This window comes from Vibrio sp. S9_S30 (assembly GCF_014694455.1).
Lineage (GTDB): Bacteria > Pseudomonadota > Gammaproteobacteria > Enterobacterales > Vibrionaceae > Vibrio.
This window is the reverse complement of sequence record NZ_JAAUWT010000004.1, coordinates 36257-55288: the sequence shown is the minus strand read 5'-3', so window position 1 is coordinate 55288 and position 19032 is coordinate 36257. Positions and strand designations below refer to the sequence as shown.

At 43.6% G+C, this 19032-nt stretch carries 15 protein-coding genes and 1 other RNA gene; 5 read left to right on the top strand and 11 right to left on the bottom strand.

What is annotated here, in order from left to right:
* Positions 1–23: 23 nt before the first annotated feature.
* Positions 24–545 (top strand): hypothetical protein, encoded by a 522-nt coding sequence (locus tag HC752_RS05925; protein WP_190334214.1) that lies wholly within the window; start codon positions 24–26, stop codon positions 543–545.
* A gap of 84 nt (positions 546–629) precedes the next feature.
* On the opposite strand, the gene HC752_RS05920 is transcribed toward HC752_RS05925, so the two are convergent.
* From HC752_RS05920 to HC752_RS05905, 4 genes are all read right to left on the bottom strand, one after another.
* Complete coding sequence (locus tag HC752_RS05920; RefSeq protein WP_190334213.1) at positions 630–1970, bottom strand: thrombospondin type 3 repeat-containing protein; 1341 nt, start codon at positions 1968–1970, stop codon at positions 630–632.
* A gap of 531 nt (positions 1971–2501) precedes the next feature.
* Positions 2502–2598: signal recognition particle sRNA small type (ffs, locus tag HC752_RS05915), an RNA gene on the bottom strand.
* 157 nt (positions 2599–2755) lie between these two features.
* On the bottom strand, positions 2756–4744 hold the full coding sequence (locus HC752_RS05910; protein WP_190334212.1) for a diguanylate cyclase: 1989 nt from the start codon (positions 4742–4744) through the stop codon (positions 2756–2758).
* A 165-nt stretch (positions 4745–4909) separates the two neighbouring features.
* Entirely contained in the window at positions 4910–5650 is a 741-nt protein-coding gene (locus HC752_RS05905) for a hypothetical protein (protein WP_190334211.1), read from the bottom strand.
* Positions 5651–5694: 44 nt separating this feature from the next.
* Here HC752_RS05905 and HC752_RS05900 point away from each other — a divergent pair, with 44 nt between their 5' ends.
* Positions 5695–5997 (top strand): MGMT family protein, encoded by a 303-nt coding sequence (locus tag HC752_RS05900; RefSeq protein ID WP_190334210.1) that lies wholly within the window; start codon positions 5695–5697, stop codon positions 5995–5997.
* 271 nt (positions 5998–6268) lie between these two features.
* Here the strand turns inward: HC752_RS05900 and HC752_RS05895 are convergent, their stop codons facing one another.
* Complete coding sequence (locus HC752_RS05895; RefSeq protein ID WP_190334209.1) at positions 6269–6709, bottom strand: YbaY family lipoprotein; 441 nt, start codon at positions 6707–6709, stop codon at positions 6269–6271.
* Positions 6710–6812: 103 nt separating this feature from the next.
* Here HC752_RS05895 and tesB point away from each other — a divergent pair, with 103 nt between their 5' ends.
* A complete protein-coding gene (gene tesB / locus HC752_RS05890) occupies positions 6813–7673 on the top strand; it encodes an acyl-CoA thioesterase II (RefSeq protein WP_190334208.1) in 861 nt (286 codons plus the stop codon).
* 234 nt (positions 7674–7907) lie between these two features.
* Here tesB and HC752_RS05885 read toward each other — a convergent pair whose 3' ends face one another.
* Positions 7908–8375, bottom strand: a complete 468-nt coding sequence (locus HC752_RS05885; protein ID WP_190334207.1) for an Lrp/AsnC family transcriptional regulator — start codon at positions 8373–8375, stop codon at positions 7908–7910.
* Positions 8376–8534: 159 nt separating this feature from the next.
* Here HC752_RS05885 and HC752_RS05880 point away from each other — a divergent pair, with 159 nt between their 5' ends.
* Positions 8535–9590 carry a PLP-dependent cysteine synthase family protein gene (locus HC752_RS05880; protein WP_190334206.1) on the top strand — a complete coding sequence of 352 codons (1056 nt, stop codon included), beginning with the start codon at positions 8535–8537 and terminating at the stop codon, positions 9588–9590.
* A 438-nt stretch (positions 9591–10028) separates the two neighbouring features.
* Here HC752_RS05880 and nhaA read toward each other — a convergent pair whose 3' ends face one another.
* The 5 genes from nhaA to HC752_RS05855 form a co-directional block, all read right to left on the bottom strand.
* Positions 10029–11198 (bottom strand): Na+/H+ antiporter NhaA, encoded by a 1170-nt coding sequence (gene nhaA / locus HC752_RS05875; protein WP_190334205.1) that lies wholly within the window; start codon positions 11196–11198, stop codon positions 10029–10031.
* A 326-nt stretch (positions 11199–11524) separates the two neighbouring features.
* Positions 11525–12655, bottom strand: a complete 1131-nt coding sequence (locus HC752_RS05870; RefSeq protein WP_190334204.1) for a lipocalin-like domain-containing protein — start codon at positions 12653–12655, stop codon at positions 11525–11527.
* Positions 12645–15098 (bottom strand): ABC transporter permease, encoded by a 2454-nt coding sequence (locus HC752_RS05865; protein ID WP_190334203.1) that lies wholly within the window; start codon positions 15096–15098, stop codon positions 12645–12647. Before HC752_RS05865 ends, HC752_RS05870 begins: the two co-directional genes overlap by 11 nt.
* Complete coding sequence (locus HC752_RS05860) at positions 15079–15750, bottom strand: ABC transporter ATP-binding protein (protein ID WP_190334202.1); 672 nt, start codon at positions 15748–15750, stop codon at positions 15079–15081. Before HC752_RS05860 ends, HC752_RS05865 begins: the two co-directional genes overlap by 20 nt.
* 128 nt (positions 15751–15878) lie before the next feature.
* Complete coding sequence (locus tag HC752_RS05855) at positions 15879–17258, bottom strand: MATE family efflux transporter (RefSeq protein WP_190334201.1); 1380 nt, start codon at positions 17256–17258, stop codon at positions 15879–15881.
* Between the two features lie 283 nt (positions 17259–17541).
* Between HC752_RS05855 and HC752_RS05850 the strand changes: the two genes are divergently transcribed.
* Positions 17542–18993 (top strand): DUF2867 domain-containing protein, encoded by a 1452-nt coding sequence (locus HC752_RS05850; RefSeq protein WP_190334200.1) that lies wholly within the window; start codon positions 17542–17544, stop codon positions 18991–18993.
* Positions 18994–19032 lie beyond the last annotated feature (39 nt).

Genomic DNA, 19032 nt, shown 5'->3' with positions numbered 1-19032 from the left:
TTCCTAGATATCAAGGAGCGTACATGAAACCCATATTCGTTTTGTACTCTGGATTGCTTGTGCTCTCTCCTACTGCTCTTGCAGAAGAGGCGCCAGTGACGACATCGATGGACATCATTGCCACTGAGCAAGCTATACCCTGTTCTACAGAGTTACGAGAGCTTGCACGCTCCAGTTTAAAAAAGAACCCCCACCGTATGCTCGCATACAAAGAAAAGGTCAGCGATATCCATTTGTTCAATGCGTTAGCAGTTACCCACTACCGCGATAGAGACAGCCACATTACGTTCCACGGTATAAAAAATGCCAACGGAACCTGTGATACATCAGTAACCGAAAGCTATGTATTACAAACACCGTGTGCAGACGCACGTCATGAAGCATTTAGCAAGTGGGACTTCCAAGGTAAACTCACAGACAAAACCATGGTCCTCAACAGCAAACGTATTGAGGGGAAACAAGCGTTTCTCACCGATCAATTTACAACACTGTGCTTAGTCACCACTCGCCAGCTAGTGGAAAACAAAGGGTCCAAAGCTAACTAGCAGAACACCACATCGTTACCCAACTCCTAGCAAAAGCCCTACATTAAGGTAGGGCTTCGTGCTAACACAATGTAAAGCTTAGGATTAAGGTTTACTCAGCGGATTTTTTGGATCCGTGCCCGCTTCGTATTCTTGCAAGTTGCTAGCACCATCACCATCTAAATCCAGCGCGGCATCAAGCGCGGATAAATCATTCAAACCATGGGTATTCTCAAACGTTTGAGACATGCCATCACCGTCTAAGTCGGCAATATAATTAAATGAAGCATTCAAACTAATGTCGTAATAAACCGTACCACGATTAGCAAAATCCGCATGGTACATTTCTAAATGTGCGCGAATTGGTTTCTTATAATCATTACTTTCTGAGAAGTTCACTTGTCGTGAACGTTCACACCCATACAGTCCAATCTGCTTATTGGTCGCATCATACAGGCGGATGCGGCAATTTAGAGCACTGCTAATATTAGACCGAGGCATGATCACAAACGACTTAAGCGTGTCATAAGGGGCTGCTGCATCAAAGTATGTATTTTGGTTTACCCGACCTTGAAGACTAACACTGCCCGAAAAAGCACCTGGTACGTATTTGTAATTGGGAGACACCACCTCAGGTGCACCCACCGACAGTGCGTAAGACTCCGTCGTTGCCGCAACAGCAGCATTTGCCGTCACGCGGACTAGCATGCGCTCTTGATTCGCAAGCCCTAAGATTAAATGCTCTACCCCACCTTGGTATTCGACCCAAGCTGGCGAATCCACACGCAGCACTTCAAGTTTCCAGCTATTAGGGGCCAGTTGGTCATCTAGGAATAGTTTTACGCCATCGGTACTGGTGGCTTCATACAAGTAGTAGTCGGCATCAATCTCCGTGTCCGTGTTCGCTGTAACGCTATGCCAACCCTCAGAAAATGAGGTTGATGTTTCAAACGTATCGTTGACTTCATACTCATCAAAGTGTTTCGTTGTAATGGACCCAAATAAAATGGCATCGTTGGTTGCATTAGCCACGGTGATTTGCCAATAGTACTCGCCGGGTTGGTTTACGCTATGTAGAACTTCGATCCCTTGTCCTGCCACAACGGATTCTGTTCCCACAAGCTTAAACTGACCATTAATGTGGTGATAGAGCTTAAGTGACGCGTCTGTAGCGTCATCCAGTTGGTTCATAATGCTGGTAATTTTTATTGGCTCAGCAACTGAAAAGTGAACACACACACCACCACCAGAATTCAATGTGGCATTATAAGAAGTATTAAGTTGAATGGTTTGACACACGGGGGTATAAGTGGCTTCAGTTGAACCCGTGGCAAAAGCACTGGCATTTAGCTGCTGAGGAATCGGCTCCGCCTGAGCGATATCTCCAACCTGACCAATCGGTAAGAATGAAGTTGCCAACGCCGACATTAGAACTGCATTTATCATAGTCATTTCCATTTAATATACAATTACACGCATATATAATAAAAATACATAAACCATGCACCTACTCATTCTTCACTGCTGCTTCATTATCACAATTAAATCCCCAATCCGACCAGTGTATTACACCGAATATTGATCTCAACGCCGACATCAAAGACTATTAATTAATTTGTTATCAGAGTATTTCACTATTAAGTAAAGAATCACTACTTATCTAGACGTACATTTCATGTCTAATCAGATCCAATCCTATTATTTCACAGTATCATGTCGGTTTAGGCATACCCAATTAACTGGCTTACCAAGTTTGAGAATTAATACTTTACAGAGGAAAGTGAGCATGAGATTAGGCAGCGGTTAGCGTTACCGAATTGTTGAGAACACTCGGATAAAGGCAAATTCAATTGAAATCTTAAACGATTAGAACCTACATTTTCAGCAACATTAATCCACCGATAAGCACAGTATTAAATGGTTTGAAAAACTGAAGATTTGAGAATAGAGGCTAATGTACAAACGCCAGATGGGCGGAGACCCCAGCCACATCCCGGCACACGAGTCACACGCTGCGGCTGCTTCCTTCCGGACCTGACCGAGTTCACGAGCTATCGTTGCGGGAGGACCAGGGCCTCCATAGATTCTGTAAGTGCCCAAGGGTATCGTATCCTCGAGAGCAGGATGGATTATTCAGTATCCTCCACCCGATTGCAACCCTCTCTGTTAATTATTAGCACATTCTTGACCTGAACGATGAAAGATTACACAAAGTGAGCATTTTCTGTATGTTAGGCGGTGGTGTCGACGAAGGTCGGCTCCCCTTTTCGTTTGGACTGGTACATGGCTTCATCGGCTCGAATTAAGATCTCACGCAATGTGTATTCTTTTTGGCGAGGTTCAAATACACCTATGGAGACAGAAACCGATAAATCCCTGTCTCTTTCATCGAGATAAAATGAAAAGAGCTTAAGGTTTTTGAGGATTTCGTCTTTATCTTGCAATGGCTTAGAGCAAATAAGAATAAATTCATCCCCTCCAATTCGATACCAGCTACCCTTCCAGTTTCTTCGAATAATAGACGCATAAGTTTGGATAACTCTGTCACCTACATCGTGCCCATACTGATCATTGATCTGCTTAAAATCGTTAATATCTAGGTAAAACACCGTTTGCCAAGGTTTGATACCTCGGCTGTATTTGAGGTTGAGTGCTCGTCGGTTTCCGAGCTTGGTTAAGCTGTCTGTATTGGCTTGACGATACAGTAGGTAGGCAACGAGTAATATAAAGGCAATAGCGATCATGAACAGGCGTTTCGTTTTATTGGCGAGTTCTTGTTCCTTCTCCAACGTATTCCGCCAATCTGGTTGCTTGTCATAGAAATCATTAATGCTTGCGGTGTCTAACATTCGAATGGCTCGCGAAAACAACGCCGCCAGAACCTCTCCCTGTGTCGTTTTCGGGAAACCTAGTGCTATTTCCGAACGGTGAAAACTTTCGATGCTGTAATCTTGCGTAATAGGAAGAAGCTCCTGCTCTTTTAATAAGGTATTAAGCGTTGCCTTATCTAGAGCAATATAATCGATCTCATTGTTGACTAAAGCATTCACAAGTGCGTCTTGACTCAAGTACCGAATAAAGGTTTTTTGAGGTAATAGTTGGCTTAGCAATTCATCAAAGAAGTCATCCCGCACCACACCAATACGCTCAGTAATCAGTTCTGATACATGGCTATAAACATCGGGTTTAAAGCCGAGGCGTTTTACAATGATGGCTTCTGGAAAATAGTGTGGAACACTGAAATAGGCAATGTTTTTGCGTTGTTCTGAAATGGTTAGTGGAGCCAGAATATCAATTTTTTTGTTGATTAGGTCGCTGTACATACTTTCCCAACTTTCATTCTCTGTACTCACCACTTCACAAGTGAAAGTAAGAATGTAGCATGCCTGTAATAGCGTATCGGCGCTGATTCCCCGCACCAACCCATTCTCGTTATATTCTATATATGGATAAGCATTTTCTAGTTTCACGCGGAATGTTTGTTGAGGTTTCAACCCCAGTACTAACATATCTCGTCTTAGGGCGTCTCGGCGAATATCAAATTGGTATTGTCTTATATAAGTACGAAGCCTTTTTTGCATGGATTCAGAATGTATAAAATCGACTATGCGCTGGAGCTCTTCTCTGTTCTTTCCTTTAGGTGAAATGATAGAAACAGGTTTTATGGAAATTTGGTCGTTGAGTAACTGTGCATCCAGCCCGATCATCAGCATTGCTTTAAGCTGATTGATTGCATCAACTACCCCATTGACTTCTCCTGATAGCAAAAGATTTTTGGCGTCTTCATAACCGTTATATTCTATGAGCTTGATGTTAGGGAAGTTATGAGAAATAAGATCCGTATAGATAGTATTCTTTGGTACACCGATTATTTCAGCTTCGTTAAGGCTTATTCCTGAAGGGCTAAATAAGTAGGTATATTCAATGTTGGTTGGCGCTGAAAATTCAAAGAGAGCTTCTCTATCTGCGGTATGGGTGACATTTGCAGCAAAGTCACTCTCGCCACGCGCAACCGAGCCAAGAACGGAGTCAAAGTCCGCCATGTTTTTGTACACAATCTCGATAGAAAACTCTTCCGCTATCGCATCAAATAAAAAACGGGTAACAACATCATCCGCTTCAGTTGCAACTACATATTGAGATTTTTGCCCATAAACCAGTTTTATTCCCGTCAGTTGTAGCACAAAAAAAACACTAAACAGGATTGCCAATTTTTTCACATATCGCTCTCTATGCCTTAAAACACATCTATCTTTCACATTAATGTAACAAAGAAAAGCGCTACTAAGATAAACATAGAACCTCACTTAATTTATGTGAGGTTAATTCAAAAATAAAATCATTGGTGAACATATGTAGCAAATTTGAGCTGGGGATAAAGCGTTTCATGAGTCTACATGCTCGTCTTCCGATCTCAACACGTAGTCCGTCGCCCATGCCGTCCCTAAAAAGAATATCCAAACGACGAATACCGGATTGGGGATGTCTACTGCTTCGGATGCGACCATTGTGGCAAACCCGACTGTAGGCAAAGTCCAGCAAAGCAACTTATTCCAGTTGAATGTTGATAATTTGGGCAACGTTTCAGCAGATGCAATAATACCAACAATACACAGAGCAATTAGCGCGGCATGTGTCCATCCAGCTAGCCATAGCGCTAATATCAATGACAGTGCCCACCAACTATGCTGAGATGAACTTTTCCAGTGTCGAGCCGCAAACCAAGTGACCATTACTGATAGAGTTTGAATTAGGGTGATCCCCCACTCTCCAGGAATTTTTCCTTCGGCTTGTGTCACCATAATGCCTACATGCATAACCACGATGGTCGCAGCCGTTGTAATGAGAATATATATACTGCTGCGTCTTGAAAAGGTCACCATCAGTAACGGGAATAAGATCCAAACACTCAAAGACATCGCGATGGGTTGCAATGGCAATGTAAAACCATACACTGCCAATGAGCCTAAAAGAATCAGTCCCGCCGTGCCTCCTTGAGGCAGAATCCACAATGCGGGTATAACTAAAGCCAATACGGGAATATCACCACCACTCAGACTCAGCGCCCTTGCACAGACAATCGCAAGTAAAGTGGTGACTACAAACTGGAGTAAAGAAAACACCATAGCTCTCTCCTTATATTCCGTGGACGAACTAGGACAATATCAGTATGGATCAATTTCTAAGCCAAATCTTTGCAGTAATTCACCAAATTCCATATGGCAATGTATCCACCTACGGGCAAGTGGCAAAACTAGCAGGTTATCCCGGTTATGCTCGCCACGTAGGCAAGGCACTCGGTAATCTGCCCAAAAACAGTAAGTTACCCTGGCATAGAGTGATCAATAGCCGAGGTGAGATCTCGCTAAAAGGGGCGAGTTTCGATAGGCAAAAAAGCAAACTTGAAGAAGAAGGTGTGGTTGTGAATTACGCCGGAAAGGTACGCTTAAAAGATTATCAATGGGAATTGTAGCGCTGACGTTTATCTCTTGTCTCTTGTCTCTTGTCTCTTGTCTCTTGTCTCTTGTCTCTTGTCTCTTGTCTCTAGTCTCTAGTCTCTTGTCTCTTGTCTCTTGTCTCTTGTCTCTAGTCTCTAGTCTCTAGTCTCTAGTCTCTAGTCTCTAGTCTCTAGTAATACAATAGACTAGTCAGGAGCATTTCCAACTAGTACTCAGTACTTGAAAGACCTACTCACTCAAAGCTCCGTACAAAAAAGCCATGAATGACAGGTCTTTCTGCTGGATTTAACGTGCATTTACCAACATAAGATCCAATTTATGCGTTTGCTTCGCATCGGTAATAACGGGGAAAACGCTACCAGTGATAAAGAGCAGCTCACCATTCACTTCAATGCGAGCGCTGACACTGTATGTGTGCTCTGGCAGGATATTCGCTTTGTTATAGTCTAACTTGAAATAGAACGGTACTTGATTTCCATTGGCTTCAAATTCTTGTTTGACGAGAAGCACAGAGGGTGCATCAGCAAGTGAAATATCCTGTAGCGACACTGTTACCTTGGCATTCTCAGGTAAAGCAATACGTTCGCGGTAGTAGACTGAGCCTTCAACAAACGCCATTTCTACCGGTTTTACTTCAACGGCAGCAGATGACTCTTCAGGCTTTTGACAACCAACCAGACCAGTGCTTACAACAGCAGTCATCATGAGTACCAACAGTTTCTTCATCACTTTTATTCCGAACCAATGGATGTAGTGCGAGTATATCGCCCAAACTTGTTTTTTGTCGTTATACAAGGTATTTAATTGACACAACTTTGACGGAGGTACGATGAGTAAACCATTAAATGAACTGCTTAATTTATTGCAGTTGGAACAGTTAGAAAAGGAACTCTTCCGTGGGCAAAGTGAACATCTTGGGTTGCCACATGTGTATGGTGGACAAGTTATTGGGCAAGCCCTTTCTGCTTCCCGCTACACGGTAGACAGTGACAGAACAGTGCATTCGTTCCACAGCTACTTTTTATTTCCAGGTGATCCTGAGAAATCCATTATTTACGATGTCGAAAACTTACGTGATGGGCGTAGCTTTAGCACTCGTCGGGTAAAAGCCATTCAAAATGGTCGCCCGATATTTTATCTAACGGCGTCTTACCATGGTGATGAACCCGGATTTGAACATCAAAATACGATGCCAGAAATCCCAGGACCAGAGAACTACGCGTCGGAATCGGTGCTTGCTAATCAAATCGCCGATTTCTTACCTGAGAAAATCAAGCGTGCTTTTTGTGGGGAGAAACCGATAGAGGTACGCCCTGTGACGGTAGTTAACCCATTAAAACCACAAAAAACCAACCCCACACAACACCTTTGGATTAAAGCTAATGGTGAAGTGCCAGATAATCAATTAATTCATCAATATCTATTGGCGTATGCTTCAGACTGGGGCTTCTTGGTTACCGCATTACACCCGCACGAAGTGTCTTTAATGACACCCAAACTACAAGTTGCGACGATCGATCACTCCATGTGGTTCCATCGACCGTTCAAAATGGACGAGTGGCTGCTGTATTCCATTGACAGCCCAACGGCAAGTAATACACGAGGTCTGGTGCGTGGAGAGATATACAATCAACAGGGGGCATTGGTCGCCTCTGCCGTTCAAGAAGGCGTAATGCGGTTTGTAAAATAGTCAATGGTGATTGTCGAATATGATAGTGATTATCGAATATGATAGTGATTATCGAATAGAAAGGTGATTGCCAACAGAATAAATACAGACCAACGGTAGTGACTTTCTCTGCCGTTTTCATTCCGACTAACATGTTGATTCGCTTTGAGGAAACAGTCGTAAATACCTAGAACACAATACTAGAATTGGCACGACTGTCTACAGAGAGTTTTACATGGGCTAACAGAGGTTGATTCAAACAGGTAACGCAGTTGTGTATTTCAATGTTTCCATCGAAAAAGTTGAAGTCACATTGGTAATGCCATCCACACTATTGACAAGCTGTTTGTAGAAATCATCGAACGACTTCATGTCTTGTACTAACACGCGCATCATGTAGTCATACTCCCCTGCCATTCGATAAAATTCCATCACTTCAGGAAACTCAGAAGCAGTGTCTACAAATCTTGTATACCACTCATGGGAATGATCACTGGTCTTTAGCATGACGAAGGCTGTAAAACACAACCCTAATTTTTCGGGGTTCAATAATGCTACGCGTTTGTCTATAAACCCTTCTTCTTCGAGTCTTTTCAATCGCTTCCAACAAGGAGTCGTCGTAAGGTGAACTCGCTCTGCTAGCTCATTTAACGACAATGTACTGTCCTTTTGCAATAGGATAAGAAGCTCTCTATCGATTCTATCCAGTGATGGTTTACTCATAAATAATTCAAATGTAGAAAAACCCCATCAATTAAGCCACAATGTATAAAAAAAATAAACATATTATTACATTTCGAGCGTACTCTAATTATACAGACACAATCTAAAGTAACATGAATTCTGAAATCACTTAATTTCGGACACAAGGAGCTGTTTGCAATGAGCATTGACCGTGACTGGACCAATAAGGCAATCCGAATAATAGAGACCGACTTTCAAAGAAGTGCCGATACACACCTTATAAAACTCAACTTACCTTATATTAAAGGTATTGATGTTTATCTAAAAGATGAAAGTACCCACCCAACAGGCTCACTGAAACATAGACTAGCAAGATCACTGTTTTTATATGCTATTTGCAATGGTTGGATTGGTCCTGATACCCCTATTATTGAATCGTCCTCGGGAAGTACAGCAGTAAGCGAAGCCTATTTTGCTCGACTGCTTGGATTACGTTTCATTGCGGTTATGTCTAAAAAAACGGCGCATTCAAAAATTAAGCAAATCGAGCTGTATGGCGGAGAAGTTCACTTTGTCGATCACGCTGATGAAATCGATTCAGAATCAAGAAAGTTGTCGGTAGAACTAAACGGTCATTATATGGATCAGTTTACCTACGCGGAAAGAGCCACCGATTGGCGTGGAAACAACAACATTGCCAATAGTATTTTCAAGCAAATGGAGCAAGAAAATCACCCCATTCCAGCTTGGATTGTTATGAGCGCTGGAACAGGTAGTACATCCGCTACGATTGGTCGATTTATCCGTTACCAAAAACACCCAACTAAACTGTGTGTCGTTGATCCAGAGAATTCCGTTTATAACGCGTATTATCGTACTGGTGATCATTCTTTAACACTGAATATGAGCAGCCGTATCGAAGGGATAGGTCGACCACGGGTTGAACCTAGCTTTATTCCTAATGTTATTGATGAAATGCGGACCATCCCAGATGCAGCCAGTATTGCTACGGCACACTGGCTAGAGCGAAAGCTCGGCAGGAAAGTAGGGGCATCAACAGGAACCAATTTATATTGTGTACTTCAAATTGCGATCGACATGCACGCAAAAGGTGAAACAGGATCGCTGGTGACTTTGCTATGCGACAGTGGTGAGCAATACCTTGATACTTACTACAATTCGGATTGGCTTAATATCCACATCGGAGACTTATCTCCCTACATTGTTGAGCTAGAACAAAAATTTGGATTCTAAACAGTACCGAAGGGGGCTTTCCTTGCTGGCTCTTTTTGATTGAGCGCCCAATACTGCGAATTGTGGTGGGATAGTGCTGGCAGTAGATGATCTTCTTTCCACTCGTCACAAGTCATTTCATAAGCGTTTTTTATCCACACTGGCTGTCATTACTGTAACTGAAGTGATACCAGCTTGCTTATTAATAATGAAATAAACCAGATAACTAGCGTTTCACTTCACTAGTATAAAAATGGAGGGAGCGGTTCTTTGTTTATCTCTAGTAGACACGAGGCGCTTATGTCACTCAGGAAGGAGAGCCTGACAAAAAGCGGCGGCACCCAAACAGCAGCGTCTAAATGAATCATGCCCAAGTCCTTATGCGATAGATAATTCTCATCAAACGATCATCGCGACTTGGGCATTTAGTTCCATTCTTATGTGTGAAACTCAGGTTACTTAATGCTGTACTTCTTCTATAGCAACAGGCTCTTTAGGTAGCGAGAAGTGAAGCAGCAAATAGCCTAGTATTGCTGAAGTCGTTGATCCCATCAGGATACCTAATCGAGAATACGTATCAAATTCCGCGCTGACGTCAACAAACGCCAATCCAGATATAAATATCGACATGGTAAAACCAATACCGCACAGTACCGAGACCGCAAATATGTGTTTCATGTTGATACCTTCTGGCAACTTAGCCGCGCCCATTTTGACTGCAATCCAACTAAAGCTGAAGATACCAATAGGCTTACCAATCAACAGCCCCATCGCAATACCGAGTGGCAACATTGAAGTTAACCCAGACATGGATACACCTTCCAATGAGATACCCGCGTTTGCAAAAGCAAAGACTGGCAAAATAAAGAACGCAACATAAGAGTGCAATGCGTGTTCAACATGTTTAAGAGGCGACTGCTCCCCTTTGTTTCCGTTTAGTGGAATAGCAAAGCCTATGACAACGCCAGCCAATGTTGCGTGAACACCAGACTTGAGCACAGCAACCCACAAAATAAAACCGACAATGAGGTACCAGCGAATCTTGGTGATATGACGGCTATTCATGAAGAACAGTGCTGCAGTAGCAACAAAACCTATCAAAAGTGCAGTGGTAGAAAGATCACTTGTGTAAAACAGTGCGATGATTACAACCACACCCAAGTCATCGATGATAGCCAAAGCAAGCAGGAAAACCTTAAGACTGACCGGTACACGCTTACCTAAAAGCGCCATAATGCCTAAGGCAAAGGCGATATCGGTTGCTGCTGGGATCGCCCAACCTTGCATCGCTGTTGGGTCACCGCTATTGAACGCGATATAAACCAGTGCAGGTACGAGCATTCCGCCCACAGCAGCGATCGCTGGGAAGATTGCGGTTTCTTTGGATTTTAAAGCGCCTTCTAGGAGTTCACGTTTAACTTCTAGACCAATGAGAAGGAAGAAGACAGCCATCAAGCCATCATTGATCCAGTGAGAAATAGACATGCCCAATACGTAAGTGTTTAACCCAGCTTGGTACATTTCGTTGAGTGGGGAGTTCGCGACAAACATAGCAATTGCAGCCACAATTACTAGGATAATACCACCCGCGGATTCCATTTTAAAAAAATGTTTAATGACATCATTCATGATATCGCCCTTTCATCTACTTTGTTAATAGAATGCTAACAAACAATAATTCAAAGTTTATAGTGTGATGTCGCTTGGGAAAAATCGCTTGTTTGGAGCTCAAACATCGGTATTTCCGAAACTTATTATGTTTTAACCAGAGTATTCCTTACTGTTATTTCGACTTAGCTTATTCTTACTTCCCTTATTGTATAGCCGTTCACAGTTTATAATGCTAAACGTTACAATCAACTTAGTATTTATAACCACAAGAAATCTCGCAACAAAAACGCAGTTTTTAAACCTCTCATAACGAGAGTGATGCATACGTCTAAATTTGAGCTCATTCAGTACCCTGTTAATTGCATCAAACCGACCGCATCATGGCTGCCCGTTGCTACAATTGGTCCTTCCCAATAAGGGATAGCAAAGGGCAACCATTGTTCCGCTTTCATCGCGCGAGTAGTCAAATGAATGTTGTACTTCGGTACGTTAATAACCCACTGTAGGGGTAATTTACGACCATTCCTTAATTTGACGATGCCAGTCGAGACGATGTCTACATCTTCACCTTTTAGGATGATCACTTCTCCCTTTCTGTCTGCAATCGTGCCAAAAGTGTAAGACGGTTGCCTGACATGGCGATATTGATTCACCATTAACGTTCGTCCATCCGTAAGACGAAGCGAGAATTGGTCCCAACCTTGTTGTCCCTCTGCAAGTAACCCACTCCCCCACTCTTTGTTGAACCACGCTTCTCCTTTTACACGGTAAGTTTTACCGCCTAGAACAAGTTCACCTTTAGTACGTATAAACGGTGCCGCAACACTGAATGACGCGACAGGAAGAAGATCATGCTTAATCTGATACCCGAGATCACCATTCATCACATAAGGACCAATAGCAGTGTTGTAGAGATTAACCTTAAACTCATCGGTTTCTATATTCAGTGCACTAGGAAAGGGAGCCTTGCTGGTTGTGCTCCAACGCCAATTGTCTATCCAAACACCAAATGGGGTTTCCTGCACTCCTGCTTGCCCGATCCCGCCACGAGCAACCCTCTGCTCTTTAATGCTTGTTTGATTAGATGTGATGACGACATGCGACAAATAAGTCTGCGGACTTTGCCAACCCCCCATTTCTCGCTCATCGCTCGCAATTCGGAAAAAGCTCCATTGAATAGCATAATGTTCATCGTTCTCATCTTGAACATTAGCAAAAAAATGCCACCACTCATGCTGGAATTCAGGATGTTCCTTGAAATCTTCGGGTAACACTACGGGGTCTTCAGGCAAAACGGGTTCGAACACAGCGTCTTTGCTACCAACCAATATCGTATTGACTTCATTCTCATGCTCACCGGTTACAGGACCATAAAAAGAGTCGTAGAAAATCCACAATATGCCCGATAAAGCAACAATGATGAATAAAACTGGAAATATCTTAGATTTCGATGGTCGACTCATACTATAACGCATCCCGCAATGACTTCATTGGCGTTTTTCGAACCATATTAAAAACAGGCCATGCGCCCGCGATAATGAGAGCACCAAATGACCAAGCGAACGTTGTACCATACTCCCAAGGAATCACCTCCAGCTGCATAGTCCATCCAAAGGACTGCTTGAGAACAACATCGATCATGAGCTCAGCCAGTACTAACCCTAATGGAATGGCGATCATAGCCGAGAAAATGCCTATAACCAGTAATTGTAAGCCACCTAATAGGATAAGTTCCTTAGCAGATAAGCCAAAACACCTGAGTAACGCAAAGTGCCGCTGCCGCGAAGTTTCACCAGCCAGAGTGGAGAAAAACAATCCGAACACAGCGATAACCAGCGTAATATTACCCAAGGTTCCTGCGATCCCAAACGTACGATCAAACACTTTTAACGCCTGATCATGCACCTTATTGTTATCGTAGATCCGCTCTGATGATAACTTAAACTCTTGATTTAGCTTTCGAAGTAACTGACCAGAACTGATCCCTTCTTTTAAAACAATGCCTAATCCAACTTCACCTTGGTTGGCAAAATACATCAGCCAGTTTCTATGTGACAGCATCACTTGGTTATAGGGGTTACCATAATCATAATAAACGCCAACGACTTGCCAGTTTCCATCTAAAGGTGCAGGTAAAGCAATATAATCACCCACTTGGATCCCCGCTTTAAGCGCCATGGATTCACTCACCATTACCCCTTGAGAGTTTTGTAAGTGGAACCAATAATTGGGTATAGCAACTTTCAGAGTAAGCGCGTCTTTTTCACCTGCTGTGTTACCAGTACTGACTGCTTGCATCGTACCTGCAATACTGCTGATTTCCTTCTCCCAACGCCACCACACCTCTTTCACTTCATCTTGATCAGATAACCAATTACTCATTTTCTGGGCAATGTTGTTTGTCGGCATCACATAAACGTCGGCAGCCAAACGTTGGGTTAACCATTTATCCGTAGTTTCGCGGAAACTCCCTACCATGGTCTCGACCCCAATATTGGTGGCGAGCGCGAGCATAAATGCCATTGCAGCGACGCCTCGATAACACATGCTTGCCGCACAATCAGCAAAAAACCAGCGAGCTTTCACCCATTTCAGTGAGAATGACAACCCATTGAAGATTTTCCACACAATAAACGGCATAAAGAGTCCGACGCTGATCAACAATAATGCGATCAAAGCAAAACCCGACTCTTGCGTCTGATTGGCTTGATGAACCGCAACAGCCGCCACCACAAATACACACGCCAACATCGCTTGAAATGTAAATTCTTTACCTGCAAACCGCACAATCGACAACTTTGCGCTTAATCTGGCTGGTTGCGTTCTAAGCAATCGATACAGTGGGAAACTACAAGCAAGCAGTGTCCCCAAAATTGAAACCAGTAAGCTCTTCTTACTCCACTCCCAGCTCCATTGAATATCTAGCCCCACATTGGCTTTATACAAATCTTCCAAGCTAGCAGATACGCTCGGCATCAATTGATTTGCTAAGAACAACCCAAACATATTGCCACAAAGCCAAGCAATGACGATCCAAAAAATCAGCTCATAAACGAGTGCTAAAGTAAGCTGCCACATGGATACGCCAGTTTGACGCAACACACCAACCAATGGCTGACGTTGCACAAATGAGAGGGTCATTGCTTGATAGAAAATAAACAGGCCTACGAAGAATGAGAGCATGCCAAGTGCGGTTAAATTGGTGTGGAAAGCCAACGTGAGCGAATCCAATTCGGCACGAGTGCTTTGTGAAAACTTCATGCCGTTAGGCAAAAGCTCTTTTAACCTTTCCACTTTTTCTGGTGGCATTTTTCCGCAGGCAATAAGGTCAAAACCGCTCCGCTGACTGAGCATGCGAATTAATGCAATATCCGCTATTACCCGCGTGCCTGAAAGTAAATTCTGTTCATCGACCAACAGAGGACCAAGCAGCGTGCCATCTTCGAGGGTAACATAATCCCCATCACGCCAACTCAAATGACCAGCAAAATCGGAACTCACCATGATCGGATAAGGTGGTTCTTTTAATTTAAGCGTATTGATGTCGCGCAGAGACACACCTTGCTGTAATTCAAGCATCGCCACGGGATCAAGCCCCGTAATCGTCAGTTCAAGACCACTTTGAGTTGAGATTCGGTGTGCATCAAAAGGCATGCATTGATGAAAGCCTTCCCTTCTTAACTGAACATAGAATCCCTGAGGGATTTTATTGGCGCTATGAACAGGTCGAATACGGTAAGGTAAAGGGTTAGAAAAGAGTTTTTCGCCTGCACTGTAACTTTGTTTTGCATGGTGATTAATGGCGAGTACACCAACAAGAAGAGAGACCCCTAAAGTCAGTCCAAGCCAGACAAGAACGATCTGTAAGGGGTGGCGTTTGTAATGACCAAGTAGTGCTTTAACTACGGGCCACAACATGCAATTGTCCTCCCTGAAGACGAATGCAACCTTCCATGTGTTGCGCCACTTTTTCACTGTGTGTGACAAGCAGTAATGTACAGTCCAGCTGTTTAGCCAAACTCGTAAGAAGTCGCATGACGGCCTCTGCATTTCTTTCGTCTAAACTTCCTGTTGGCTCATCAGCTAAAAGCAGTTTGGGTTCCATATACAAAGATCGGGCAATGGCAGCACGTTGCTGTTGACCTCCAGACACTTCTTCAGGGTAGCGCCCGAGTAATGGCATGAGATCAAGCGCAGACAGAATTTGACGCCATAAACCTCTGTCTTCAGGAAGCCCTTTGAGCTGCCGACAAAAACGAATGTTGTCTGCGATATTAAGGGTGGGAAGTAAATTGAACTGCTGAAAGATGTGCCCAATATTATTTCTTCGATACGCCGTACGCTTATATTCAGGTTGCGCATGCATAGAAAATTTGGAAAACCATATCTCGCCAGAATCAACTTGATCGATGCCAGCGATCAAATTGAGTAAAGTGCTTTTTCCAGATCCACTCTCCCCCATGAGGGCGAGCTGCTCACCTTGCTTCAATGTCAATTCAGCCCCTTGCAGTACAGGATGAAACTCTCCACCATCCACGTACCCTTTACATAGGTCTGAAAGTTTTAACATTCACTCACTCAACTGGCTTAGTTAGAAATTAGGTATGAGAATCTACACTAAAACCAGAAGCCTAGGAAGTATTTTGAAGCAGAGATCACAATATATGCACATCGTTACATTATAAAGGAGATTTATGTTCAATTTTCAACCAAATTTCTGATCCACTTCTTGCTTTTTATACGGTGCGTTGATCCAAACCACTTTATGAGCTCTTCAAGCAAAAACAAGGCATAAATATATTCAGGCTGCCACCCAAGAATAAGGGCACAAAACGCGGTAACCGGAATACCAATAACCCACTGAGCAATCATGTCTTGATACAGGCAAAAATTAACATCTCCCCCCGCTCTCAGCACTCCCACTATCGCCATCATAGGTAAAGATCGAAGGACGATCCCAACACTTAATACCAACATAAATTTTTGGCTTAGTGTGCGTGTCTCATCAGACAATGCAGTAAATGCATCCAAAATATAGAACTGAGACAAATAAAGAAGTGCAGCAGTGACCACCCCCACACCTATATTGACGACCACCAAACCGATAGCGCGATAATAAATGGATTCATAATCCTTGGCACCTAATTGATTTCCGATAAGAGCCGCTGACGCCGTAGAGATACCAATCATGAGGCAAAGGGAGATGGATTCCACCGGGGTCATTACAGACAGTGCAGCAAGCCCTTGAACACCGGTCTGCCCCAAAATGGCGTGATAGGCGAATAAGCCCCCTGCCCATGCCAGAAAATTAAATGTGGTTGGCATCGATAGCTTCAAGAATCGAATGACCGTTTCCCGATTCCATACCGTCACCATCTCATGAAAACCAAACGACAATAAGTGTTTTTTCGAATACAAATAGCCGTAAAGACAACCCACTTCGATGACGCTGCTCATCAACGTAGCAATGGCCGCGCCTTTTATTCCCATTGCTGGTACACCTAGATTTCCGAAAATAAAAACCCAGTTCAGAAACACATTCGAAATAATGCCAATACCACTGAAAAAGGTACTAAGACCCGGTTTTTGGATTGAACGAAGCCCAACAGCCATGCTCGCTACACACGCCACACCAAACATACTGAAGGCGGTAAACACAATATAGTCGGTTCCTAAAGCGATGACTTCAGGTGAGTTGGTTGCGAGGCTCATTACTTGAGCTGGAAATAGCGAAAAACCAACAACGGTTACAGAAGCTGCAAGGCTCGCAATCATCCACGTAAGCGCCGTGCTTTCCTTCACACCTTTGTGATTGCCTGCGCCCCAATATTGAGCAATTAGCATGGAACCACCAGTTGTAATTCCCACGAGCATGATCGTGGTAACAAACATAGCGCGTGAAGCGATGCCCACCGCGGCGATATCGGCTTCCCCCAATTGACCTAACATCAATACATCGACCAACCCACGGCTCGAAAACATCACACTCTGCAAAGCAATCGGCAAAGCAATGGCAAACAGTTTTCGAATGAAGTCCCCACGTGTATGGTGAAATACAAGATGCATTGCTGATGTCATACGTCCCTCTTGCCATTGGATTGCATTGGAGTAAAGGTATTAGAGTAAAAGTATTGGAGTACAAAATTGGGAAGAAAAAGGGCAGAAACACTTTTCCCTACTCGATACCCAAAATGTTTGGGCATACTAATCTATATGAATAACAAAAATAAATATACTCAATATGTTAGGGTTTCTAAATGGAGTGTCTTCCACGATTTTCTCCCGCACTTCGATACTTCTTGCAAAGTGCTTATGTATACTCAAATGACGCTATGTGTTAGGGATAGATAACAGAGGTTTTATGGCTTCAAAACGAGTATTGGTGCTTGGCGCATCTGGCTATGTTGGCTCACAGTTGATTCCCCTTCTATTAAAAGAGGGGTATACCGTTACGGCTGTCGCTCGCCAGTTTGAACACTTAACACGTCGCGTTTCTGAACACCCGAATTTAACCATACAATACCTTGATTTAGCCGACCGAGAATCCACATTAAAGCTTATTGATCACTTTGACCTTGCATTCTTCTTGGTACACGGCATGGCACATGGGCATGACTTCATTGATTATGAGCTTTCGCTGGCAGAAAATTTTCGCCACGCCTTAGATAGAAGCCAAATCCAACACGTGGTTTATCTAAGCTCGCTTCAGCCCCAAACCAGCGACTCTAAACACCTACGAGCAAGGCGAGAAACCGGTAACGTACTCAGAGAATCTCATGTTCCGATTACGGAAATTCGTGCAGGCGTCATCATTGGGGCGGGCAGCGCGGCTTTTGAGATAATGCGAGACTTTGTCTACAACCTCCCTATCTTGATTACGCCAAAGTGGGTGGAGTCAAAAGCTAACCCTATCGCACTGGATAATTTAAATCACTACCTATTAGCACTCGCAAACAGCACTCCGAGTGACAGTCAAATATTCGAAGCCGGTGGCCCTGATGTATTAAGTTACCGAGATCAGTTTCAGATCCTTTGCCAGATCACCTCCAGAAAGCGTCCGATTTTCGCCACTCGATTGCTGACGCCTAAGATGGCGAGCCACTGGTTAGGGATGGTGACGTCCGTTCCTTCAGCTATAGGCAGAGCATTGTTGGCGGGGCTCACACATGATTTCATTGCCGACAGCAGCACATTAGAACGTAAATTTCCTCAACCTTTAATACCTTTCAAAAAAGCCGTCGCATCCGCCATTGCCAGTGAAGGATCCTATTTGCAATCCAACGTTTGGGGGTTCGACCCCTCTGCACTTAAACGGTGGCAGCCTGGTTTTGGCTATTACCCCAAAAAAACGGGAGCAAGCATACAAACTGAAATGGATGCACAAAGTCTCTGGCAAGTGGTTAAACAAATCGGCAGCCACGATAAAGGGTACTTTTTCGCCACGTGGATGTGGCGACTTCGAGAGTGGTTGGATGTATTCGTTGGTGGGGCGGCGCCAATCAGACAAAAGCCAAGCGGTTCTGCACTAAAAGAAGGCGACTTTATCGATTCTTGGAAAGTCATTAAACATGAAGACAACACCTTCATTTCTTTGTTGTTTGGAATGAAAGGACCCGGATTAGGGCGATTGGAGTTTTCTATAAAAGATCATGGAACGCACAGGGAATTAAACGTCACGGCTTGGTGGCATCCAAAAGGCTTTTTGGGACTGCTCTATTGGTTTGCCATGATGCCCGCTCACCTATTTGTTTTTCATGGAATGGTTAAAGCCATTGTTCAGCAAGCAAAAGCTGAGGATAACGCAAAAAAATAGGAAGCCGCCAGCTTCCTATTATCTATTCGTTTGAACGTT